The organism is Paenibacillus albicereus (assembly GCF_012676905.1).
Lineage (GTDB): Bacteria > Bacillota > Bacilli > Paenibacillales > Paenibacillaceae > Paenibacillus_O > Paenibacillus_O albicereus.
Map to the genome: position 1 here is coordinate 2,284,960 of NZ_CP051428.1, position 21,425 is coordinate 2,306,384.

Sequence of the window (21,425 nt, forward strand, 5' to 3'; positions counted from 1 at the left end):
AGTACTTCGAGGCGAATCAGATGGTCGCCTCCGTGCTGATCGGCATCGGGTTCGGCGTCATCGCCCGCCTGTTGCTGCTCCGCTCCGATTACCGCCAGTACCCGACGTTTCCGCATGGACAGATCATCCATCTTTCGCTCGGGTTCATCGCCTCCGCGCTCGGAGCGGTCGCGGTCCCGGCGCTGTACCAGAAGAACCTGACGGCGCTGACGTTCCTTACCGTAGCGGCGCAGCAATTCCGGGACGTCCGCAACATGGAGCGGGAGACGCTCTCCAAGATGGACTCGATGGAGCTCGTATCGCGAGGCACGTCCTACATCGAAGGCATCGCCATGGTGTTCGAGGGCAGGAACTATCTCGTCATCCTCGCCGCGATGGCGGCGAGCCTATGCGCGGTCGCGCTCAACGTCTGGGCCGGCCTGCTCGGAGGCGTGCTGGCGCTGGCCGCGGTCTGGAAGCTGCGATCCGGAAAGTCGCTGTCCCATATTGCGGATGTGCAGGCCGGCCGCGTGCGCGTGGACGGCCCCGATCTGTACGTGGACGACATCTACATCATGAACGTCGGCCTGGAGAGCGACCAGCAGATCATCCGCGAGCGCGGACTCGGCCTGGTGCTTGCCCCTCGCAACGCCAACGGACGGGTGACGCTGTCCAACCTGGGCCAACGACAGGCGATTCTGTACGACCTGTCCACGATTCTCGGCGTGCATCGCGATACCGGCGAGCCTGCGCTGCTGCCGATGGCCAAGCTCGACATGGACTCCGGCAGGCTCGGCGTGTTCATCCTGCCGCATGAAAAGGATGAATCGAAGGCGCTTGAAATCGCGAGTCGGGTCCCGCTGCTGGAGACGGCGGTGCGTATGCCTTCCAAGGCGGGCGTCAATCAGGAGGCGAAGGACAATGGCTAGAATCGTCGCGGTCGTCGGAACGAAAGCAGGCGCGGTGCTTGGAGGCGGCGCCCCCGTATTCATTGAAACCGAGCCTGCAAAAGCGGAGCAGACGGCGTTTCTGCTGGAAAAGATTCTGGATGCGAACGCCCATGATCTCAAGAACGGAAGCTTCATTCTTGTGGACCATAAAGGCTGATTTTCCGTTCGTCTGGCGGCGCAGAGCCTGAAAAGTTAGCCAACTCAGCTGTTTTTTGCTATGATGGAAGGCGTGAGAATTTTTGAGAGGGTGTATGTTATGGCAAGACCCGTTATAGCCATCGTGGGCAGGCCGAATGTGGGAAAATCCACGATCTTCAACCGGGTCATAGGCGACCGTCTGGCGATCGTGGAGGACAAGCCGGGCGTCACGCGTGACCGGATCTATGGAACCGGTGAATGGAATGGAAAATCCTTTAGCATTGTCGATACGGGCGGAATTGAATTGGACGGCGAGGACGAGATCATGAAGTCCGTCCGCATGCAGGCGGAGCTCGCCGTAGAGGAAGCGGACGTCATCATCTTCATGGTCGACGCCAAGACCGGACTGACGCTGGCCGACGAGGAAGTGGCCCAGATGCTGTTCCGCTCGCGCAAGCCTGTCGTCGTCGCGGTCAACAAGGTCGACAATCAAGGCCGCATGGAAGATATTTATGAATTTTTCGGACTCGGCTTCGGCAGTCCGATCGCGATCTCCGGCTCGCATGGCACCGGCATCGGGGATCTGCTCGACGAAGCGGTATCCAAGCTGCCGGAGCTCGAAGAAGACGGGTATGACGAGGACATCATCAAGGTCGCCCTCATCGGACGGCCGAATGTAGGCAAGTCTTCTCTCGTCAACGCGCTGCTCGGAGAGGAACGCGTCATTGTAAGCGATGTCGCGGGCACGACCCGCGACGCGATCGACACCCCGTTCGAAAAGGACGGTCAGCGCTACGTGCTCATCGACACCGCCGGCATGCGCAAGCGGGGCAAAGTGTACGAATCGACCGAGAAATACAGCGTCATGCGGTCGCTGAAGGCGATCGAGCGGGCAGATGTCGTGCTCATTCTGATCAATGCCGAGGAAGGCATCATCGAGCAGGACAAGCATATCGCGGGCTACGCCCACGAAGCCGGCAAGGCTTCCGTATTCGTCGTGAACAAATGGGACGCGGTGGAGAAGGACGACAAGACGATGCAGCTGTTTTCCCAGAGCATCCGAGACCATTTCCTGTTCATGACGTATGCGCCGATCGTATTCCTGTCCGCTCTGACCAAGTCGCGGCTGCACAAGCTGCTCCCGGTCATCAACCACGTCTCGGAGCAGCATGCGCTGCGCATCCAGACGCATCTGCTCAACGACGTCATCTCCGATGCCGTGGCGATCAATCCGCCGCCGACGGACAAGGGGCGGCGCCTGCGGATCAATTACGTGACCCAGGTCGCGGTACGTCCGCCGACGATCGTCATCTTCGTCAACGCGCCGGAGATCATGCACTTCTCCTACGAGCGCTATCTGGAGAACAAGATCCGCGCCGCGTTCAATTTCGAGGGCACGCCGGTCCGATTGTTCACCCGCCGGAAGTCGGATGAGGATTAGGGGAGAAGAGCCTTGCTGACAACCATCCTTGCGATCGCAGCCAGCTATGCGCTCGGCTCCGTCTCGTTCAGCATCCTGATCGCCCGCTATTTCAAGGGCATCGACATTCGCCATCACGGCAGCGGCAACGCCGGGGCGACCAATACGCTGCGCGTGCTCGGCAAAGGCCCGGGCATCGCGGTGTTCGTCCTCGACATTCTCAAGGGCGTCGCAGCCGTCTGGATCGGACGCTTGGCCGCTCCGGACGTCGACTGGCTTCCCGCCGTCTGCGCGCTTGCCGTCATCGCCGGCCATAATTGGCCGATCTTTTTCCGCTTCAAGGGAGGCAAGGGCATCGCGACGATGATCGGAGCGATGGCATCGCTTGCCTTCCTTCCGTCGCTGTACGCCGGCATCATCGCGATCGCGCTCGTCGCCATCACGCGCTACGTCTCGCTGGGCTCGCTTATATTCGCCCTGCTTACGCCATTATCCATCTATCTTCTGATCGGGATCGGTCCGATCTTCTGGACTGCGGCCGTGCTGTGCGTCTTCGCTTTCGTTCGGCATCGGAGCAATCTGGTCAAGCTGTTCAAGGGAACGGAAAACAAGCTTGGCTCAAAAAAGCCATGAGGGGGCCGCTATGAGACAAACGGACGGCTCGCCCCGCGAGCTCAAGAAAGCGGCCGTGCTCGTCGCCGGCAGCTGGGGCACGGCCTTGGCCGCCGTCCTGGCGGCGAACGGCCATCAAGTCGTCATGTGGACCCGAAATGCCGCTCAAGCTGCGGAGATCCGGGATCTGCACGTCAACTCGAAATACTTGCCTGGAGCGGCCCTTCCGGAAAATCTGACGGCTACGACCGACATGGCGGAAGCGCTTCTAGGCGCCCGGCTGGTGCTGTTCGCCGCTCCGAGCTCGGCGATGCGCCAGGTCGCGGCGGCGGCGGCTTCCCTGCTCGAGCCGGATGCGATCATCGTCCATGCGGCCAAAGGCTTCGAGATCGACTCGCTCGACCGCATGTCGCATGTGCTGGCGGAGGAGCTGGGACGGCCGCTGGAGACGATCGTCGTACTGTCGGGACCAAGCCATGCGGAGGAAGTCGTGAAGCAGCTGCCGACGACCGTCGTCGTCGCCTCGGAAGCGGAAGGCTATGCCGAGCAGGCGCAGGATGCGTTCATCAATTCCTGCTTCCGCGTCTATACGAACCGGGACGTCATCGGCGTCGAGGTTGCCGGCGCGATCAAGAACATCATCGCGCTCGGAGCGGGACTGTCCGACGGCCTCGGATTCGGAGACAACGCCAAGGCCGCCTTGCTGACGCGCGGCTTGGCCGAGATCGGCCGGCTCGGCCAGGCGATGGGCGCGAGCATGATGACGTTCGCCGGGCTCGCCGGCGTCGGCGATCTCGTGGCGACCTGCACCAGTCCGCATAGCCGCAACTGGCGCGCCGGCTCGCTGCTCGCAAGCGGGCTGTCGCTGGACGAGGTGCTGGAGAAGGTCGGCATGGTCGTCGAAGGCGTGCGCACGACGAGATCGGCCAAGTCCCTTGCCGCCCGATACGGCGTCGAGATGCCGATCACCGATCAGCTATACGAGGTGCTGTTCCAAGGCAAGGCGCCGCGCGAAGCCGTAGAAAGCCTGATGCTCCGCGACCGCACGGGCGAGCTGTAGACCGGGGGCGTTCGTCCTTCCCGGCAGCTCGCCCGCACCTCTGGTCGCCTGCGCTCATAGAATGATGGCAGAGCGGTTATGCCGCCGGAACCACCCGGCGTCTATAGCCCCATCATTCCTGGGGAGGGCGACACGATGGGCAAGAACTCGCCGAAGGACATCCTGAGCGCGGTCAACAAGAAGACGGGCAAGAACATTACCGAAAACCAGGTCAAGAAGCTTGCCAGCGGCGTCACGCCGGACACGATGCAGAGCGAGGAAGAGCTCCGCAAGCTGGTGAAGCAGGTCGCCAGCATGGCCAAAGTTCCGGTGTCCGAGCAGACGATGAACGAGATCGTCAAGGCGGTCAAGAGCAGCGGCATGAACATGGGGAACCTGGAGACGCTGATGAAGATGATGATCAAAAAATAAGGATATCCGTACGGAGAGGATAGGGGCCGGTACTGCCGCGGCCGCGGCGCTGCCGGCCTTTCGCGCGATCCGCGCCGGACAGGCCCGAAGGGGGCCGCCGCACTCCGACGGAATGGGAATGGGAGTGTCGGAAGATGGATCCGATGACAGTCATGTGGATCTCTCTGATCGGAATCGGGATGATGGTCATTTCGGCTCTGATGATTACGTTCGCTCGCGCGAAGACGCGGGGCATTCTGCGGGGAGCGCTGTCGCTGATCGCGTTCGTGCTGCTCGTCGTCGGCTTTTTGCTGGGCGTATTTTCCATCATTGCGTAGAGGGGGAGGAGATGCAACGTGATTAAGCTGCAAGGGCGCAGCCGGCTGACGGAGACGCCGGCGGTCAAGGGAGCGACGCTGCTCGAACTGGCCCTCCAAGCGAAAGCGGAATGGGGCTCTTCTTGCCGCAGAGGCACCTGCGCGCGCTGCCGCTGTCTGATCGGGAGCGGCATGGATCAGCTGGAGCCGGTCACCGACGCCGAATGGGACAGGCTCGAGCCGGAAGAGCTTGAGCAGGGCTACCGTCTCTCCTGCCAGGCGGTCGTCCGCTCTGACGACGCTGACATCGACGTGCGTCACAAGCCTTATTTCTAAAAGGAGAGTCGGGAAGCGTGGTCGAAGTCACGTTTTGGCCGGAAGGCAAGTCGGTGCGCGTCCGTCCCGGCACGACGCTGCTGGACGCGGCGCGGCTCGCGGGACGGCCGCTCACGGTCCGCTGCGGCGGCAAGGCCGCTTGCCTCATGTGCAAGATCGGCGTTCATCCCGAGCATGGCGAGGCAGGTCTTTCCCGGCCGACGCCGCAGGAGCGCCGCAAGCTGGGCGAGGGCGGCGGCTCAAGGCTCGGCTGCCAATGCCGCGCGCTCGGCGACTGCCAAGTCGTGCTGCCGGAAAATCCGCTCAAAGCAGCGGTGCGTCGCCAGCTTGAGCGTCAAGCCGAAGAAGACGACGACAGCTGGCTGCGCTCGTTTCGCAGGAAGGATCAGGAGGGAATGGAATGAACCGAACGACAACGACCAGCGCCGCGCGGATCGGCGCGCTCGGCAGGCGGCTGCTTGCGGCGGCAACCATCGCCGCGGCGGCCACGCTGCTTTCGGGCTGCCTTTATCCGCGGGAGCAGCTTGCCCAAAACCAGCTGCCGGCCAAGGACGCCGTCGCCAGCGTCCAGGCGGTCGTGGACCTGTACCAGCAGGAAACCGGCCTTCTGCCGCTCAAAAACGCTTCGGTTGAAACGCCGGCATACGAGAAATTCGTGGTCGACTTCGCCAAGCTGCAGCGCAGCCGCTACTTGTCGGAGCTGCCTGCCGCCACGTTTGAAAAAGGCGGAAGCTATTACTTCCTGATTCAAAACGAGGAAACGGACCCTACCGTCAAGCTGATGCCGCTGCCCGTCTTTCAGGCGGTGAATGACGCGCAGGCGGAAATCGACCGCCTCGTTCGCGGAGGCGGCGCCGTGCCGCGCGGCGAATCCGTCTCCCCCGGCTTTTACCGGATCGACTACGCCAAGCTTGGCGTCAAGGAGCCGAAGCTGCGCAGCGTCTATTCCGGCGGGGCGCTCGCCCTCATGCTGGACGAGCGGGGCAAGGTGTATGCCGATTACGGCAGCGACCTGATGCGTGCGGCCCAAAAAAAAGGCCTGGACGAGATTGGCCCCGAAGTCGACCTGCGCTCGCTGCTGGCCGAGGAGACCGACTTCGTGCCGGTCAAGTCGCCGGTCTATCGTCTGATCGACCAGGAGCCGGTTCCGCAGCCGGACGAGTCCTGACCGCCTTGAACCTCCTTCTCGCGAGATGCCCGCGCATCCCGCTGGAAGGAGGTTCTTTTCGTTGTCGCGAGGGCATATCATACATTCTTGAAAGGGCGGGTCGGTCCGGACCGGGATGCAAGATTGTGAGGCGCAACCGTCATAAACCGGATGGATGGACAATAAGCTATTACTAGTCCACAGCATGTACGAGTTGCGTCGCTTGCCTGCCCTCTTGATCGGTGGAAGGCGACGAACCGGATAATCGATTGGGAGGGGATCTGAAAGTGGAAAAAGTGGATATTTTCAAGGATATCGCCGAACGGACCGGCGGAGACATCTACCTCGGCGTCGTCGGCGCGGTCCGGACCGGCAAATCGACCTTCATCAAGCGATTCATGGAAACGACCGTGCTCCCGAACATCACGAGCGAGGTCGATCGCGTGCGGGCCGTGGATGAGCTTCCCCAAAGCGCGGCCGGCAAGACGATCATGACGACGGAGCCGAAATTCGTGCCGAATCAGGCCGTCCGCATCCATGTGGCCGAAGGGCTCGAGGTGAACGTGCGGCTCGTCGACTGCGTCGGCTATGCGGTGGACGGCGCCAAAGGCTACGAGGACGAGAACGGCCCGCGCATGATTACGACGCCGTGGTTCGAGGAGCCGATTCCGTTCCAGGAGGCGGCGGAGATCGGGACGCGCAAGGTCATCCAGGAGCATTCCACGCTCGGAGTCGTCGTGACGACGGACGGCACGATCGCCGAGATCCCCCGCAGCTCGTACGTCGAGTCGGAAGAGCGCGTCATCGCGGAGCTCAAAGAGGTCGGCAAGCCGTTCGTGCTGATCATCAATTCGACGCGGCCGAAAAGCGAGGAAGCGCTCCAGCTGCGCGGGGAGCTGCAGGCGAAATACGATATCCCGGTCATGACGCTGAGCGCGGCCAGCATGGGCGAGGAGGAAGTCATCTCCGTGCTGCGCGAGGTGCTCTACGAGTTCCCGGTGCACGAGGTCAACGTCAACCTCCCGAGCTGGGTCATGGTTCTGAGCGAGAACCATTGGCTCCGCAGCAACTACGAGAACTCGGTGCGCGATACGGTCCAGGACATCCGACGGCTGCGCGACGTGGACCGCGTAGTCGCCCAGTTCATGGAATACGACTTCATCACGCGCGCCGGTCTGAGCGATATGAACATGGGCCAAGGCGTGGCGGAGATCGACCTGTACGCGCCTGACGAGCTGTACGACCAGATCCTGATGGAGGTCGTCGGCGTCGAGATCCGCGGGAAGGATCACCTGCTCCAGCTCATGCAGGACTTCACGCATGCCAAGCGCGAATACGACCGGTTCGCCGAAGCGCTGGAGATGGTCAAGACGACCGGCTACGGCATCGCCGCCCCGACGCTGGCCGAGATGCAGCTCGACGAGCCGGAGCTTATCCGTCAAGGCTCGCGATTCGGCGTCAGGCTGAAAGCGACTGCGCCGTCGATCCACATGATCCGCGTCGACGTGGAATCGGAGTTCGCTCCGATCATCGGGACGGAAAAGCAAAGCGAGGAGCTCGTGCGCTACCTGATGCAGGACTTCGAGAACGATCCGATCAAGGTCTGGGACTCCGACATGTTCGGCCGCTCGCTGCACTCGATCGTGCGCGAAGGCATCCAAGGCAAGATCGCCATGATGCCGGACAACGCCCGCTACAAGCTGCAGGAGACGCTCGGCCGCATCATCAACGAAGGTTCGGGCGGCTTGATCGCCATCATTCTTTGATCTGTATAAAGATGCAATGAGCTTGAAGCCGAATGTCATCCGACATTCGGCTTTCTTGTTGAAGAGAGAGGGGAAAAACGCGACGAGTCCTATAAAATTATAGATAAAACCTATAAATAAAGGGGGAAGAACCGAAAACGCTTTATAAAAAAAGGCTTGCATCTAGGTCAATGGGTTCTATAATTATTCATAGTCCGATGATTCGATTTTTTTCGACATGAAAGTTGTAAATTCCGATTGACTTGCTTGGTAAACATGCTATGATGAGGTCAATTACCAGACTTGCCGCAATTCGCGGCGCGGTCATGCAGGAGGAGAAGAAGAGAGATGAAGTGGGGCAGAAAATCAATGTTGGTCGCAGCCGCAGCGGCGATGCTGGCAACGGCGGCTTGCGGAAGCAAGGCAGGCGACAGCGGCGCGCCGGCGAACGAAGCCGGAGGCGCTGCGAAGCCGGGCAATGCGATCCTCGCTACGCTCGGCGAGGGCAATGACAATCTTCAGGGCAAGAAGATCGCGCTCATCATGCAGTTCAACGAAGGCGCGTTCTCCGCTCAGTATGTCGCAGGCGTCAAGGAGCAGGTCGAAAGCCTCGGCGGCACGCTGCAGGTGCAGGCTGCCGGCAACAACCTGGCCGACATGGCTTCCAAGCTCGATGCGGCGGTCAATGGCGGCTTCGACGGCATCCTGACCGACCACGGCACGGCCGAGGCGCTGGAGGCCGGCGTCAAGAAGGCGGTCGACAAGGGCATTCCGGTCGTGGCGTTCGACGCCAACCTGAACGTTCCGGGCGTCACGGTGCTGCAGCAGAGCGACGAGGAGATGTCCAAGCAGCTGCTGGAGAAAATGAAAGAGGATATCGGCGGCAAAGGCAATATCGTCAAGGTATGGGTCGCCGGCTTCGCTCCGATGGAGCGCCGCCAGATTTCCTACAAGGCGTTCATGGACGCGAACCCGGACATCAAGGAGATCGCGCATTTCGGCACGGCGGACAAGCCGGCCCTCGACACGCAAAATCAGATGGAAGCGATTTTGAAGCAGTATCCGAACGAGGGAGACATCTCCGCGGTCTGGGCATCGTGGGACGAGTTCGCCAAAGGAGCGACGCGCGCCATCCAGCAAGCCGGACGCAACGAGATCAAGGTGTACGGCATCGACATGAGCGACGAGGACCTGCAGCTGATCCAGGACGAGAACTCCCCGTGGGTCGCCTCGATCGCGGTCGATCCGAAGGATATCGGACGCGTGCAGACCCGCTACCTGTACCAAAAGCTCCATGGCGATCAGACGGACGAAAAAGTCGTCCTGGAGGCCGTCATGGTGACGCGAGACGCGCTGCCGAAAGACAAGAAGATCAATACGACCGAGCTCGGCGAGTACATCGAGGGCTGGGGCAAGAGCGAGCAGGGCATCGCCGACTGGATGGGCCGCTCGGACAAGTAAACGTTCGTTCGCAGGCAATAGGGAAAGGCGGCCGCCGGCCGCCTTTCCCTGATTTTTCGCTTGCGGCAGGAAAGGGAGGGTACAGCCATGGACAGGAAGACTTCCCGGCTGAAGCTGGCCGGCATCGCCAAGTCGTTCTCCGGCGTGCCGGCGCTGCACGGCGTCGACCTCGAGCTGGCCGGCGGAGAAATCCACGCGCTGCTCGGGGCGAACGGCGCGGGCAAGAGCACGCTCATCAAGATTCTATCCGGCGCCTACGCTGCGGATCAGGGCGTAATCGAGCTGGATGGCGCCGCGGTGCGCATCGACAGTCCGAAAGCGGCCAAGGAGCTCGGCATCCACTGCGTCTATCAGGAGGTCGATACCGCGCTTGTGCCGGGACTGAGCGTCGCGGAGAACATCCTGCTCGACCGGCATTCGGCTGCGGGCGCCGGCATCTGGGTCGACTGGAAGGCGCTTCATCGCGAGGCCGGCGAGACGCTCCGCAGGCTAGGCGCCGACATTCCGCTGCACAAGCGGGCTGGCGATCTGACGCTGGCGGAGAAGCAGCTCGTGCTGATCGCTCGGCTGCTGACGGAGCAGGCTCGCTTCGTCGTGCTCGACGAGCCGACGGCGCCGCTCAGCCTGGAGGAGGCCGAGCGCCTGTTCCGCGTCATGGAGGCTTTGCGCGCCGATGGCATCGGCATCGTGTTCATCACGCATCGCTTGCCGGAGGTATTCCGCCTGTGCGGCCGCGTGACGGTCATGCGCGACGGACGGCGCGTCTGGACCAAGCCCGCCTCCGAGACCGATGCGGACGACGTCGCGCTCGCCATGCTCGGACGCCGCTTCGAGGATGAATACCCGAAGCTGGAGGCCGATATCGGAACCGTGCTTCTGGAGGTGGACGGCTTGCGCAGCGGCAGCCGCGTCAAAGGCGTCGATCTGAGCGTGCGCAGCGGCGAAATCACGGCGGTCGTCGGCCTTGTCGGAGCCGGGAAGACCGAGCTGTCGCGGGCGATCTTCGGTGCGGATGCCCAAAGCGGCGGCCAGGTGCGCGTCGCGGGCAAGCCGATCCGCACGAGGCAGCCGGCCGACGCGGTGCGCGGCGGCATCGCGCTCGTGCCGGAGGAACGGCGGCGCCAGGGCATCGTGGCAAGCGACACCGTGCTGCGCAACCTGACGCTGCCGACGCTCGGCAAGCTGCTGCGCGGCGGATTGCTCTCCCGGCGGCGGGAAGAGCAGAGCGCGGACAGCCTGATCGCCCGGCTCGGCATCAAGACGTCCGGGTACAGCCAAGCCGTCTCTACGCTGAGCGGCGGCAACCAACAGAAGGTCAGCATCGGCAAATGGATTCCGACCGATGCTTCCGTTTACTTGTTCGATGAACCGACCAAAGGCGTCGACATCGGCGCGAAGAGGGATATTTTCCAGGTGATTGGGTCGCTCGCCCAGCAAGGCAAGGCGGTGCTGTACCTGACCTGCGAGTTCCAGGAAGCGATCGGCATCGCCGACCGCATCCTGGTCCTGTACGACGGCGCCATCGTGCGCGAGTTCGGGCGCGGAGAGGCCACTCAAGAGGAGCTTCTGATCCACGCCAGCGGAGGAAGGGGAGGGGCTGCATGAGCGCCAATGCCAGGCTGACGGATTTCATTTTCAAATACGGCTCGCTGATCGTCATCGGGCTGGTCGTTCTTTTCTTCTCGCTTTGGGACGAGCATTTCTTTACCTATGACAATCTGGCCTCGATTCTGAGGTCCATCTCGATTACGGCGTTCGTCGCCATCGGCGTCACCTTCTCGCTGTCGGTCGACGGCTTCGATCTGTCGGTCGGCTCGACCGTCTCGATGGTCATCGCGTTCTCGACGGCGCTCATGGTCTGGTACGAGATGCCGCTCGCGGTCGTCATCATCGGCTCGCTGGCGATCGGAGCGGCCGTCGGACTCATCAATTCGCTGCTCATCGTGCGCATCCGCATTCCCGATCTGCTGGCGACGCTGGCGATCATGTACGTCGTCTCCGGCCTGCAGCAGATTCTCACCAAAGGCAATTCGATCTACAGCAACATGGTCATGCCGGACGGCACGTCCGCTCCCGGCACGATCTCGCCGTCATTCCTCTGGCTCGGTCAAGGCGAGCTTCTGGGCGTGCCGGTGCCGGTCGTGCTCATGATCGTCGCGTTTGTCCTCGTCTTCGTCTTTTTCACCTACACCCGCATGGGGCGCCAGATGGAGATGACCGGCGGCAACGAGGAGGCGGCGCGGCTTTCCGGCGTGCGCGTCCGGCGCATCCGCACGATGGCGTACGTGCTGTCCGGCTTGTTCGCGGCGGTCGGGGGCCTGCTTTTCGCCGCCCGCACGGGCAGCGGCCAGTCGGGCGCAGGCGCGCCTATTCTGATGGAGGCGGTCGCGGCCGTATTCGTCGGCTATTCGGTGCTGGGCGCAGGCCGTCCCAACATTGTCGGCACCTTTTTCGGCGCGGTGCTGATCGGCGTGCTGCTGAACGGGCTGACGATGATGAACGTGCCGTATTATTCCAACGACTTCATCAAAGGCGGCGTGCTCGTTCTCGCGCTTGCCATCACGTTCATCCATTTGAACCGGCGCAAGGCGTGAATGCCGCGCCGCAGAAGGGCGGAGCGGGCTTTTGGCCCGCCCAAAAATACCCTTGTATTCCGCTTGCGGCTGTATTAGTATAAGTTTGTTCCGCCTGAACAGGTATATTTTTGCAGGAAAAGGCAAAACCATGTGATAAGGTGAGAAACTACAGGAGGTGAGATCATTGAACAAGACCGATCTGATCAACAAGGTATCCGAGGTCGCGGAGCTGTCCAAGAAGGATGCGACGAAAGCGGTCGACGCCGTGTTCGAAGCCATCTCCGACGCCCTTCAATCGGGCGACAAGGTGCAGCTCGTCGGCTTCGGCAACTTCGAGGTGCGCGAGCGCCAAGCCCGCAAGGGACGCAATCCGCAGACGGGCGAGGAGATCGACATTCCCGCCAGCAAGACGCCTGCCTTCAAGCCAGGCAAGTCGCTCAAGGACCTGGTTTCCAACTGATCTGCTCCGCCGTCCGAATGACCGCATTCGGACGTTTTTTGTTATGGACAATCAGTATAGTTCTTCAATGTCACGACTTGTGACTCAGGTGCGGGATCTGACGTCGACATACGCACAATCGCCCGTTTGTGTGCGTGCCTTTCCGCATTGCGGATGCTCGGCAGGATACGCGTGAGTTCGACCTTCCATTCAGTTATTGCGATAACTGGACGGGAGGTTTTTATTTTGGCGGATAAGCGGTTGAGCGAGCGCTAAAACAACAGGAAGATGTAGATGTTGTTGTTCCGAATGTTTACAATGCGAAGGTGCCGAGGCAATACTGCTGAAACGGTCGAGAGGATGTCTGGGGCAAAACCTATGAAGGTGGAAGCTGGGCGGGCTTGTTCGCGCTTATGGCGGAGGGGAAGTGCAAGATTGCGGAAAGAGGCGGAAATGACGCGAAGATGCGAGCGCGGTTATCGCATTTTTAAAAAGCTTTATGCTGCGGATAAAAGGCGGATGAACGCTAGGAAATTGGCAGGCTCTTGGTCAACCCTTAGAACAGATAACAATCCTCGCGCGCTCTCCTTACGAACTAAGCGTAGAAACGTTGAAATACGAAGGGGTGTTCTATTTTAGTTTCCGACCAAAACTGGTAATATTACGGTAATGAATTCGAGGAGTGTGCATAGATGAATGTAGTTGAAACGAAGCAAGGGAGCCGGCAAAATAAAGACATCGTCATATATGGGTGGGCAGCGATCATCGGCGTGTTTTTACTTCCACTAATTATATCCCCAGTTCTAGCTGTCGCTGCGGTCGTCTGCGGTTACGCAGCTAAGAAGCGGGGCCGTGACTTAATGGGAGTCGCAATAATGGCTTCTGCTCCCGCCGCTATCCTTATCGCTTACTTGATCTCTTTGTTTATTACAATTAACCCTGCGTAAGATGCACATCATGCCTGGCATCGGTTTAAACATTGGGTAAAGGCTTGGAGCGACTCAGTTTAACGTCCTCCTAATAGCTCCTTTTCGTCGTTTTTGGCAGTTGCCTTGAACAAAACGATTGAGACGCGAAAGGTTGGCGTTCCGTTAAAGCAATTTGGGCGGACAATAGCGGTAAACGCCTTAACGCCTTAATCTAGTAGGAAGCTTGTAAATCGTCTGCGCGAGTGCGCTGAGCAATGTTGCGAAGGTGCGCTCCTCGGTGCTATAATCGGAAGCGTGCCGAATGGAAAACGCCGCAATTATTCGTCTATTTATGCCGAAACGGGCGTACGACAAGCGTTTTACCGACGTGAGGCCGCGAGTTAACGGCGGGGTATGGCGCAGCCTGGTAGCGCGCACCCTTGGGGTGGGTGAGGTCGCAGGTTCAAATCCTGTTACTCCGACCATACATAACGAGCAGCTGCTTTCCTGACGCCGATCGGGAGAGCAGTTTTTTCTAGAGGGCAATTGCCTGCAGAAAGGAGCATGCATCATGGATCAGCCGCACGGAGAATACATCGTCATCAAAGCGAAGGATCAGGGCGTGCAGGTCATCGGACTGACTCGAGGCACGGATACGCGCTTCCATCATACGGAGAAGCTCGACAAGGGCGAGGTGCTGCTGGCGCAGTTCACCGACCATACCTCCGCCATCAAGATCCGGGGACGGGCGACAATCATGACCCGTTACGGCACGGTGGACTCGGGAGATTGAGCTGCAGGCGTGAAGCCTGTCAGCAAGCTGCAGGCGTGAAGCCTGTCAGCAAGCCGCAGGCGTGAAGCCTGCTTTTTCTTTTGTCCGCTCCCGCGATCGATCATGAAACGGCAGCCCGGCCCGTATACTGGCTAGTAGAGAATCGGACAGCCTTCCGCAGAGGCAAGCTGTCCGGCGGGAGGGGGCGCGGCCATGAGAGCAGGGGGATGGATGCGGATGGCGGCGGCCGCAGCCGCGGCGGGAGGGGCGATGCTGCTGCTGGCGCTGCTGCCGATCGTCCCCGGAGGCGCACGGGACCTGGATCGACCGGCGTTCCGGACCGAGCTGCCTGCGGCGCTCGGCCTATCCAATCTGATCGACAGCCTGCAGGCGCTCGGTCTGGGGCCCCGGCTGGAGCGAGTGGAATGGAACGGAAGCGTCCTTAGGGTCGACCTGCGGGCGCGGGAGGGCAGTTTCGGCGACACTCTATGGCGCGACGACTTGCGTGGGCTGGCCGAGCTGTGCTTCGTCCGCAGCTCCAACGTGACGAGGCTGCTGGCGCGGCTGCAGTCGGAAGAGGGAAGCCTTGCCGCCGCGGCCGACATGCGGCGCACCGATGGATGGATCGGCCCGAGCGAGCTGGCTGATTGGAGCGGAATCACGCTGCGGAACGACCGGCTTTGGCAGTCTCGTCTGAGGCTCGTTTATTTCAAAAGCGACCGCCCCGCTCGCTGAGCGGAGGCGGCCGTTTGTACGGCCGCCTGTCATTTGTGGTATACTAATTTAGATTATGGAACGGCCCAAGTTTCGCCGTCAGGTTCGGAGGCTTCCCTCATGACAGATTATCGAATACCCGTTTTAGCCGGCAAGTACACGAAGCATGACATGATCGAGCGCTTCGCCGATCTGCCTCCGTTTCCCGATGCGCGAGCCCGGCTGCTCAGCTGTTTCCTGAGGCATGGAGCGGACGGAGAGCCCCATGAGCTGCATGCGCTCGCTTCTTCGCTCGTGCAGCTCGGGCTCGACACCCACGACCGGGTCGATACGGAGTCCGAAGAGCGCGGCATGCGCCAGATGCGCCAGAGGCAGCTGCGCGTCCTGGCCGGAGATTATTTCAGCAGCCGATTCTATCAGCTGCTCGCCGGCTCGGGACGGATCGATACGATCCGCAGGCAGAGCGAGGCGATCTGCGAGGCCAACCGCCTCAAGACCGAGCTTTATTTGCTGATGAAGCGGGGAAGGCTCGGGGCGGAGGAATATCTGGATCGCCAATCGCGGATTCGCGGCGTCCTGCTGCACGGGTATGCGGCCTTGCTGGACGAGCGTCTGCGCCCGGCATGGACGAGGATCGTGGATGCGCTGGCGCGCCTGGAGACGCTGCTGGCGGAGAGGGCTGCGCTAGCGGACTCGTCCGCATTCGCATGGAGCTGGGGCTACTGGCACGTGATGGAGCACGGCGAAGAGCGGGACCGCAGGCTACTGGAGCGCGCCGAAGCGGGCGACCAGAGGATGTTAACTGAAAAATACGGCCTGACCGCTCTATGGGCGGACAAGCTCGGCGAGAGAGCGTCCCGGTTCGGGCAGCTCGCGTCCGACATCGTTCCGGCGACGCTAGCCGAGGAGGCGGCAGCCATCGGCCAGATGCTGTTGGCCCCGGTGGAGGCGGCCGCGGCCGGGACGGCAGGCGAGTCGAGGAGACAACGCAGATGAACTCAAGCTCCAAGGAATCCCATGTCCACTCGGTATTCCAAAAGATAGCGCCGAAATACGACATGATGAACGATCTGCTCAGCTTCCGCCAGCACAAGGCATGGCGGAAGTTCACGATGCGCAAGATGGCGGTTCGCCCCGGAGATACGGCGATCGACCTCTGCTGCGGCACTTGCGATTGGACGCTGGCCATCGCCAAGGCAAGCGGCACCGGGCGGATCGTCGGGCTCGACTTCAGTCCGGCCATGCTGGAGGTCGGCCAGACCAAGGTCGATCGGGAGCGCCTCGGCGGCCAGATCGAGCTCGTGCAGGGCAACGCGATGTCCCTGCCTTATCCGGACGACAGCTTCGACTTCGCTACGATCGGCTTCGGCCTGCGCAACGTGCCGGATCTGGAGCAGGTGCTGCGCGAGATGAAGCGAGTCGTCAAGCCAGGCGGCAAAGTCGTCTGCCTCGAGCTGTCCAAGCCGACGTGGCAGCCGTTCAAAAGCCTTTATTACGTGTACTTCGAGCATCTTCTGCCTCGTCTCGGCAAGCTGGTGGCCAAGTCGTACGACCAGTACAAGTGGCTTCCGGAATCGCTGAAGTCGTTCCCGGGACGCCGGGAGCTTGCGGACATCTTCCGCAAGACCGGCTTGGAGTCCGTCAGCGCGGATCCGCTTACGGGCGGCATCGCGGCGCTTCATATCGGGACGAAGGGGACGGACGCAAGATGATTCGCAAAGTACGCATTTTTCTCGAAATGATCAAGTTCGAGCATACGATTTTCGCCTTGCCGTTCGCCTATATCGGCATGCTGCTCGGCGCCGTCACGATGGAAGGCCGCTTGCCGGGCTGGGCCGAGGCAGGCTGGATCACGCTGGCGATGTTCGGCGCGCGCAGCGCGGCCATGGGGCTCAACCGCCTGATTGACCAGGCGATCGATCTCAAAAATCCGCGGACGGAAAAGAGGGCACTGCCAGCCGGGCTGCTGAAGACCGGCGAGGTCGTGCTTTTCGTCGTGATTTCATTCCTGCTCTTTTTCTGGGCGGCGTCCCGGCTCGATCCCATCTGCGTGAAGCTGATGCCGATCGCCGTATTCTTCCTCGTCATCTATTCCTATGCCAAGCGCTTCACCTGGCTATGCCACATCATCCTCGGCCTGACGATCGGCCTCGCGCCGCTCGGCGGCTGGGTCGCCGTCACGGGCTCGTTCGAGCCGGCGGCCTGGGTGTTCTACATCGGCATCGTCTTCTGGCTCGCGGGCTTCGATACGATCTACGCGCTTCAGGACATCGACTTCGACCGCACGGAAAAGGTCTATTCCATCCCGGCGCGCTTCGGCGTCGTCCGCTCACTGCATCTGGCCAAGGCGTTCCATCTCGTCACGGCCGCTTGCTTCGTCGCGTTGTTTTTCATGACGGACCTAAGCTGGATCTACCTGGCCGGAGTCGCGCTTTCGATCGGCATCCTGTTTTACGAACATCTCATTCTCGGACCGAACGACATGAGCCGTCTGCAGACCGCCTTCTTCACGATGAACGGATGGCTCAGCATCACGATGCTCGTCTTCACGCTGCTTGACCTGACCGTGCTGAGGGCATGGACATGAGCGGCAAGGGAGAGGCGCGCGCGACGCGCTGGGCGGTCGGCATTACGGGAGCGAGCGGAGCGATCTATGGCGTGCGCCTGATCGAGGAGCTGCTCAAGGCCGGCTGCGAGGTCGGCCTCGTCATCAGCGACGCCGGCTGGCGGGTGCTGAAGGAGGAGCTCGGCTGGGACGCTGCGAGGCGCCAGGACTCGATCCGCCGCGCATTCGGCGAAGCGGCCGACGACGGGCGGCTGCGGCTGTATCCGAGCGGCGATATCGGAGCGAACATCGCCAGCGGTTCCTACCGCATGCAAGGCATGGTCATCGTCCCGTGCTCGATGGGGACACTGTCGGCGGTCGCCCACGGCTCCTCGGACAATCTGATGACCCGCGCCGCGGACGTCATGCTCAAGGAGGGGAGGCGGCTGCTGCTCGTCCCCCGCGAAACGCCGCTGCATGCCATCCACCTGGAGAACATGCTCAAGCTGTCGAGGCTCGGCGTCTCGATCGTGCCGGCGATGCCGGCGTTCTACTACGGACCTCGAACGATGGAGGACCTGATCGATTTTCTGGTGGGCAAGCTGCTGGATCTGATGGGCTTCGAGCATGACTTGTTCCGTCGGTGGGGAGATGATGGGCGTGCCTGACAACAGACCGATCGGCGTCGGCAGAATCGACTACACGAACGCCTGGCCGCTGTTCCACTATGTGCCTGAGGAGACCGAGGACTACCGCATCGTCCGCCGCGTCCCGTCAGGGCTGAACCGCATGCTGCAGGAGGGGGAGCTCGCCGTTTCGGCCGTCTCCTCCTTTATTTACGGGATGGACCCCCAGAGCTACGCGCTGCTGCCCGGACTGTCGGTCGGCACAGTCGGCCCTGTGCGCTCCATTCTGCTGTTCCTCAAAAAGCCGCTCCGCGAAGCGCTGCGGGGAAGGATCGCGCTGACGGACACGTCGGCGACGTCGATCAATCTGCTCAAGATGATCCTCGCGCTGCGGTACGACGGGAATCCTGACTATACGGTCATGCAGCCGGATCTCCGGGCGATGCTCCAGGACAACGACGCGGCGCTGCTCATCGGAGACAGCGCCATCCGCGCCAGCTGGGAAGAGCATGGCCTGGAGGTCATGGACCTCGGGGAGGAATGGCATCGGTGGACGGGACTCGGCATGACCTATGCGGTCGTCGCCGCGAGGCGGGACGCGCTCGCCTCCCGTCCGGCCGAGGTGCTGCATCTGCATCGCGACCTGCTGGAGAGCCGCCGCCGCAGCGTCGCCGATCCCGAGCCGCTCGTCGAGCGCGCGACCGCTTCGGTCGGCGGCAAGGCCGCTTACTGGAGAGAGTATTTCGGCGCTCTGCGCTACGACTTCGGTCCGGAGCTGCGCGAAGGATTGGAACTGTACTACCGCTACGCGCATCAGCTCGGACTTATCGGCGAGCCGGCGTCGCTCGCATTCATGGATCCGCAATTATCGACAGGCAGGTGAACGAATGAAACTGCTAGACCTGTATGCCAAAATGAAAGGCGAGCTGAACGGCATCGAGCGCCAGCTCGAGGCGGCCGTAGCCGATGACGACAGCCTGCTGGGCGAGTCTTCCCTGCACCTGCTGCAGGCGGGCGGCAAGCGCATCCGTCCGGTATTCGTGCTGCTTGCCGGCCGCTTTGGAGAGTATCGGCTGGAGGAGCTCCAGCGCGTCGCGGTCTCGCTGGAGCTGATCCATAGCGCGAGCCTCGTCCATGACGACGTCATCGACAACGCGCGCACCCGGCGCGGCCAGCCGACGGTCGGAGCGAAGTGGGACAACCGCATCGCGATGTACACGGGAGACTTCATCTATGCCAAGGCGCTTGGACTGATGACCGAAGCGCGGGAGCCGGAGCTGCACCGCATCCTCGCGCGGGCGATGGTGCAGATGTGCATCGGAGAGATGGAGCAGGTGCGAGACTTCTTCCATACGGAGCAGTCCGTCCGAAATTATTTGCGGCGCATCCGGCGCAAGACCGCTTTGCTCATCGCCATCAGCTGCGAGATGGGCGCGGTCGCGGCGGGAGCGGACCGCTGGACGAGCAGCCTTCTCTATCGGTTCGGGTACAATACGGGCATGGCGTTCCAGATCCGCGACGATCTGCTCGACCTGCTCGGCACGGAGAAGCAGATCGGCAAGCCGCCTGGTTCGGACATCCGCCAAGGCAACATGACGCTGCCGGTGCTGCTGGCGCTCCAGGAGCAGGACCGCCGGGAGCCGCTGCTGCATGAAATCCGCGCCATCCGCGAAAGCGAGGGACGCGCCGACACGCATGCGGCCATCCAGCTCATCCGCGGCAGCCGGGGCGTCGCCACCGCGGAACAGATGGCGGAGACGTTCACGGCAAAAGCTTTGTCCGCGCTGGCAGGACTTCCGGATCTTCCGGCGAAAAAGAACTTGACCGACATCGCACATTTCATCAATAAACGCAGCTATTGACGCGAACAGGCCGCAGTCGGACCGAAAGCATCGGCAGCCGCATCGATCCAGGAGGGAAGCGCATGGAAAGAACGCTCATCATGGTCAAGCCGGATGGCGTGCAGAGAGGGCTGGTCGGCGAGATCATGTCCCGCTTCGAAAAAAAAGGACTGCAGCTCGCAGCCGCCAAGTTCATGAAGGTGAGCCAGGAGCTCGCGGAGACGCATTACGCCGAGCACAAGGGCAAGCCGTTCTACGACAAGCTGATCGTATTCATTACCGCAGGTCCTGTCTTCGCCATGGTATGGGAGGCGGACAACGCCATCGCCCTCACGCGCGCGATGATCGGCAAGACCGACGCCGTCGAGGCGGCGCCCGGCACGATCCGCTCCGATTACGCCGTACATACGAACCTCAATCTCGTGCACGGCTCCGATTCCGCCGAAAATGCCGAGAGGGAGATCGCACTTTGGTTCGCGCCGGAGGAGATCGTCGACTATGACCGGACCATCGCACGCTGGATCTGATTCCGCGGCGGCGCTGGCGGACCCGGACTTCGCCCGCTTCATCGAGCAGATCCGCGCTCATACCCGCATCGACCTGTCGCAATATAAGGAAAACCAAATGAAACGGCGGCTCACGACGCTGCGGCTCCGCCACGGCTTCACCACTTTCGACGCCTATTGGCAGGCGCTCAGCCGCTCGTCGGAGCTGATGGACGAGTTTCTGGACCGGATGACGATCAACGTCTCCGAATTCTGGCGCAATCCCGGTCGATGGGAGGTGCTAGGCAGCCGCTTCCTGCCGGAGCTGCTCGGGCAGAGCTCCCGCTTGCGCTGCTGGAGCGCCGCCTGCTCTACGGGAGAGGAGCCCTATACGCTATCGATTCTGCTGGAGGAGCTGGGGGCTGCCGGACGCTCCGAGATCGCGGCGACCGACCTTGACCGAGGCGTGCTCGCCAAGGCGGAGGCGGGCGAATACCATTCCCGTTCGGTCAAGGATGTGCCGAGGCGTCTGCTGGACAAGCATTTTGCCGCCATTCCAGGCGGCTATGCCGTTCGCCCGGAGCTGCGCCGCATCATCCGCTTCCGCCAGCATAATCTGCTGGACGACCGCTTCGACGGGCCTTATGATCTCATCATCTGCCGCAACGTCATGATTTATTTCACGGAAGAGGCCAAGACGCTCCTCTATCGCAAGTTCGCGGAAGCGCTGCGCCCGGGAGGCATCCTGTTCGTCGGGAGCACGGAGCAAATCTTCTCTCCGAGCGACTATGGACTGGAGTCGGCCGACACGTTCTTCTACCGCCGCAAAGCCTGACCATCGCCAAGCCCGGCCGCCTTCGGCCGGGCTTGTTTCTTGTCAAACGGACAAACCTTATACTATAATGGGCAAAGAAACTGGGACGGGACGGCCTTCAAGCCGATCAGGGCTGCACGCGCCGAAGCG

General features: G+C 61.7%; 26 protein-coding genes and 1 tRNA gene. All 27 read left to right on the forward strand.

The annotated features are described in order from the left end of the window. The first annotated feature begins 20 nt into the window (after positions 1-20). The 27 genes from HGI30_RS10005 to HGI30_RS10135 all read left to right on the forward strand — a co-directional run bounded on the left by HGI30_RS10005 (position 21) and on the right by HGI30_RS10135 (position 21,296). The gene (locus HGI30_RS10005) at positions 21-908 is read left to right on the forward strand and encodes a YIEGIA family protein (protein WP_168909819.1); all 888 of its coding nucleotides are present in this window, start codon (positions 21-23) and stop codon (positions 906-908) included. Next, complete coding sequence (locus HGI30_RS10010; protein ID WP_168907428.1) at positions 901-1,086, forward strand: capping complex subunit for YIEGIA; 186 nt, start codon at positions 901-903, stop codon at positions 1,084-1,086. The genes HGI30_RS10005 and HGI30_RS10010 overlap by 8 nt, the downstream gene beginning before the upstream one ends. Positions 1,087-1,185: 99 nt before the next feature. Then, on the forward strand, positions 1,186-2,508 hold the full coding sequence (der, locus tag HGI30_RS10015; protein ID WP_168907429.1) for a ribosome biogenesis GTPase Der: 1,323 nt from the start codon (positions 1,186-1,188) through the stop codon (positions 2,506-2,508). Between the two features lie 12 nt (positions 2,509-2,520). Beyond that, positions 2,521-3,120, forward strand: coding sequence for a glycerol-3-phosphate 1-O-acyltransferase PlsY (gene plsY / locus HGI30_RS10020; protein WP_168907430.1), 600 nt, complete (start codon positions 2,521-2,523; stop codon positions 3,118-3,120). Between the two features lie 10 nt (positions 3,121-3,130). Then, complete coding sequence (locus HGI30_RS10025) at positions 3,131-4,159, forward strand: NAD(P)H-dependent glycerol-3-phosphate dehydrogenase (RefSeq protein ID WP_168907431.1); 1,029 nt, start codon at positions 3,131-3,133, stop codon at positions 4,157-4,159. A gap of 135 nt (positions 4,160-4,294) precedes the next feature. Continuing rightward, positions 4,295-4,570, forward strand: a complete 276-nt coding sequence (locus tag HGI30_RS10030) for a stage VI sporulation protein F (RefSeq protein WP_168907432.1) — start codon at positions 4,295-4,297, stop codon at positions 4,568-4,570. Between the two features lie 134 nt (positions 4,571-4,704). Next, on the forward strand, positions 4,705-4,887 hold the full coding sequence (locus tag HGI30_RS10035) for a DUF2768 family protein (protein WP_168907433.1): 183 nt from the start codon (positions 4,705-4,707) through the stop codon (positions 4,885-4,887). A gap of 18 nt (positions 4,888-4,905) precedes the next feature. Continuing rightward, positions 4,906-5,202, forward strand: a complete 297-nt coding sequence (locus HGI30_RS10040; protein WP_168907434.1) for a 2Fe-2S iron-sulfur cluster-binding protein — start codon at positions 4,906-4,908, stop codon at positions 5,200-5,202. Between the two features lie 17 nt (positions 5,203-5,219). Further along, entirely contained in the window at positions 5,220-5,606 is a 387-nt protein-coding gene (locus HGI30_RS10045; RefSeq protein WP_168907435.1) for a 2Fe-2S iron-sulfur cluster-binding protein, read from the forward strand. Next, positions 5,603-6,370, forward strand: a complete 768-nt coding sequence (locus tag HGI30_RS10050) for a YphF family lipoprotein (protein ID WP_168907436.1) — start codon at positions 5,603-5,605, stop codon at positions 6,368-6,370. The genes HGI30_RS10045 and HGI30_RS10050 overlap by 4 nt, the downstream gene beginning before the upstream one ends. A 266-nt stretch (positions 6,371-6,636) precedes the next feature. After that, positions 6,637-8,115 carry a stage IV sporulation protein A gene (gene spoIVA, locus HGI30_RS10055; RefSeq protein WP_168907437.1) on the forward strand — a complete coding sequence of 493 codons (1,479 nt, stop codon included), beginning with the start codon at positions 6,637-6,639 and terminating at the stop codon, positions 8,113-8,115. Between the two features lie 327 nt (positions 8,116-8,442). Continuing rightward, entirely contained in the window at positions 8,443-9,555 is a 1,113-nt protein-coding gene (locus HGI30_RS10060) for a sugar ABC transporter substrate-binding protein (RefSeq protein WP_168907438.1), read from the forward strand. An 87-nt stretch (positions 9,556-9,642) separates the two neighbouring features. Further along, entirely contained in the window at positions 9,643-11,160 is a 1,518-nt protein-coding gene (locus HGI30_RS10065; RefSeq protein ID WP_168907439.1) for a sugar ABC transporter ATP-binding protein, read from the forward strand. Beyond that, positions 11,157-12,149, forward strand: coding sequence for an ABC transporter permease (locus HGI30_RS10070; RefSeq protein ID WP_168907440.1), 993 nt, complete (start codon positions 11,157-11,159; stop codon positions 12,147-12,149). Before HGI30_RS10065 ends, HGI30_RS10070 begins: the two co-directional genes overlap by 4 nt. 166 nt (positions 12,150-12,315) lie before the next feature. After that, complete coding sequence (locus HGI30_RS10075; protein ID WP_028599779.1) at positions 12,316-12,591, forward strand: HU family DNA-binding protein; 276 nt, start codon at positions 12,316-12,318, stop codon at positions 12,589-12,591. Positions 12,592-13,262: 671 nt separating this feature from the next. Continuing rightward, on the forward strand, positions 13,263-13,517 hold the full coding sequence (locus HGI30_RS10080; RefSeq protein WP_168907441.1) for a hypothetical protein: 255 nt from the start codon (positions 13,263-13,265) through the stop codon (positions 13,515-13,517). A gap of 369 nt (positions 13,518-13,886) precedes the next feature. Then, positions 13,887-13,963, forward strand: a tRNA-Pro gene (locus tag HGI30_RS10085). A gap of 86 nt (positions 13,964-14,049) precedes the next feature. Further along, a complete protein-coding gene (gene mtrB / locus HGI30_RS10090) occupies positions 14,050-14,271 on the forward strand; it encodes a trp RNA-binding attenuation protein MtrB (protein WP_168907442.1) in 222 nt (73 codons plus the stop codon). Between the two features lie 192 nt (positions 14,272-14,463). Next, a complete protein-coding gene (locus HGI30_RS10095) occupies positions 14,464-14,985 on the forward strand; it encodes a hypothetical protein (protein ID WP_168907443.1) in 522 nt (173 codons plus the stop codon). Between the two features lie 99 nt (positions 14,986-15,084). Further along, entirely contained in the window at positions 15,085-15,960 is an 876-nt protein-coding gene (locus tag HGI30_RS10100; RefSeq protein ID WP_168907444.1) for a heptaprenyl diphosphate synthase component 1, read from the forward strand. Further along, positions 15,957-16,676: a demethylmenaquinone methyltransferase gene (locus HGI30_RS10105; protein WP_168907445.1), complete on the forward strand. Its 720-nt coding sequence runs from the start codon at positions 15,957-15,959 to the stop codon at positions 16,674-16,676. The genes HGI30_RS10100 and HGI30_RS10105 overlap by 4 nt, the downstream gene beginning before the upstream one ends. Continuing rightward, positions 16,673-17,551, forward strand: a complete 879-nt coding sequence (locus HGI30_RS10110) for a UbiA-like polyprenyltransferase (protein ID WP_168907446.1) — start codon at positions 16,673-16,675, stop codon at positions 17,549-17,551. The genes HGI30_RS10105 and HGI30_RS10110 overlap by 4 nt, the downstream gene beginning before the upstream one ends. Continuing rightward, positions 17,548-18,177 carry a UbiX family flavin prenyltransferase gene (locus HGI30_RS10115; protein ID WP_407945022.1) on the forward strand — a complete coding sequence of 210 codons (630 nt, stop codon included), beginning with the start codon at positions 17,548-17,550 and terminating at the stop codon, positions 18,175-18,177. The genes HGI30_RS10110 and HGI30_RS10115 overlap by 4 nt, the downstream gene beginning before the upstream one ends. Then, on the forward strand, positions 18,164-19,018 hold the full coding sequence (locus tag HGI30_RS10120) for a menaquinone biosynthesis protein (protein ID WP_168909820.1): 855 nt from the start codon (positions 18,164-18,166) through the stop codon (positions 19,016-19,018). Before HGI30_RS10115 ends, HGI30_RS10120 begins: the two co-directional genes overlap by 14 nt. A 4-nt stretch (positions 19,019-19,022) precedes the next feature. Next, positions 19,023-19,997 carry a polyprenyl synthetase family protein gene (locus HGI30_RS10125; RefSeq protein ID WP_168907448.1) on the forward strand — a complete coding sequence of 325 codons (975 nt, stop codon included), beginning with the start codon at positions 19,023-19,025 and terminating at the stop codon, positions 19,995-19,997. Positions 19,998-20,059: 62 nt separating this feature from the next. Further along, entirely contained in the window at positions 20,060-20,503 is a 444-nt protein-coding gene (ndk, locus tag HGI30_RS10130; RefSeq protein WP_168907449.1) for a nucleoside-diphosphate kinase, read from the forward strand. Further along, positions 20,475-21,296 carry a CheR family methyltransferase gene (locus HGI30_RS10135; RefSeq protein WP_168907450.1) on the forward strand — a complete coding sequence of 274 codons (822 nt, stop codon included), beginning with the start codon at positions 20,475-20,477 and terminating at the stop codon, positions 21,294-21,296. Before ndk ends, HGI30_RS10135 begins: the two co-directional genes overlap by 29 nt. The last annotated feature ends 129 nt before the right edge of the window (positions 21,297-21,425 follow it).

Bases quoted from the DNA above. Each gene is read 5' to 3' on its own strand.
- HGI30_RS10005 (WP_168909819.1), top strand. From the start codon at position 21: ATGGTCGCCTCCGTGCTGATCGGCATCGGGTTCGGCGTCATCGCCCGC.
- HGI30_RS10010 (WP_168907428.1), top strand. From the start codon at position 901: ATGGCTAGAATCGTCGCGGTCGTCGGAACGAAAGCAGGCGCGGTGCTT.
- der (WP_168907429.1), top strand. From the start codon at position 1,186: ATGGCAAGACCCGTTATAGCCATCGTGGGCAGGCCGAATGTGGGAAAA.
- HGI30_RS10025 (WP_168907431.1), top strand. From the start codon at position 3,131: ATGAGACAAACGGACGGCTCGCCCCGCGAGCTCAAGAAAGCGGCCGTG.
- HGI30_RS10030 (WP_168907432.1), top strand. From the start codon at position 4,295: ATGGGCAAGAACTCGCCGAAGGACATCCTGAGCGCGGTCAACAAGAAG.
- HGI30_RS10035 (WP_168907433.1), top strand. From the start codon at position 4,705: ATGGATCCGATGACAGTCATGTGGATCTCTCTGATCGGAATCGGGATG.
- HGI30_RS10050 (WP_168907436.1), top strand. From the start codon at position 5,603: ATGAACCGAACGACAACGACCAGCGCCGCGCGGATCGGCGCGCTCGGC.
- HGI30_RS10060 (WP_168907438.1), top strand. From the start codon at position 8,443: ATGAAGTGGGGCAGAAAATCAATGTTGGTCGCAGCCGCAGCGGCGATG.
- HGI30_RS10065 (WP_168907439.1), top strand. From the start codon at position 9,643: ATGGACAGGAAGACTTCCCGGCTGAAGCTGGCCGGCATCGCCAAGTCG.
- HGI30_RS10070 (WP_168907440.1), top strand. From the start codon at position 11,157: ATGAGCGCCAATGCCAGGCTGACGGATTTCATTTTCAAATACGGCTCG.
- HGI30_RS10080 (WP_168907441.1), top strand. From the start codon at position 13,263: ATGAATGTAGTTGAAACGAAGCAAGGGAGCCGGCAAAATAAAGACATC.
- mtrB (WP_168907442.1), top strand. From the start codon at position 14,050: ATGGATCAGCCGCACGGAGAATACATCGTCATCAAAGCGAAGGATCAG.
- HGI30_RS10095 (WP_168907443.1), top strand. From the start codon at position 14,464: ATGAGAGCAGGGGGATGGATGCGGATGGCGGCGGCCGCAGCCGCGGCG.
- HGI30_RS10100 (WP_168907444.1), top strand. From the start codon at position 15,085: ATGACAGATTATCGAATACCCGTTTTAGCCGGCAAGTACACGAAGCAT.
- HGI30_RS10105 (WP_168907445.1), top strand. From the start codon at position 15,957: ATGAACTCAAGCTCCAAGGAATCCCATGTCCACTCGGTATTCCAAAAG.
- HGI30_RS10110 (WP_168907446.1), top strand. From the start codon at position 16,673: ATGATTCGCAAAGTACGCATTTTTCTCGAAATGATCAAGTTCGAGCAT.
- HGI30_RS10115 (WP_407945022.1), top strand. From the start codon at position 17,548: ATGAGCGGCAAGGGAGAGGCGCGCGCGACGCGCTGGGCGGTCGGCATT.
- HGI30_RS10120 (WP_168909820.1), top strand. From the start codon at position 18,164: ATGGGCGTGCCTGACAACAGACCGATCGGCGTCGGCAGAATCGACTAC.
- HGI30_RS10125 (WP_168907448.1), top strand. From the start codon at position 19,023: ATGAAACTGCTAGACCTGTATGCCAAAATGAAAGGCGAGCTGAACGGC.
- ndk (WP_168907449.1), top strand. From the start codon at position 20,060: ATGGAAAGAACGCTCATCATGGTCAAGCCGGATGGCGTGCAGAGAGGG.
- HGI30_RS10135 (WP_168907450.1), top strand. From the start codon at position 20,475: ATGACCGGACCATCGCACGCTGGATCTGATTCCGCGGCGGCGCTGGCG.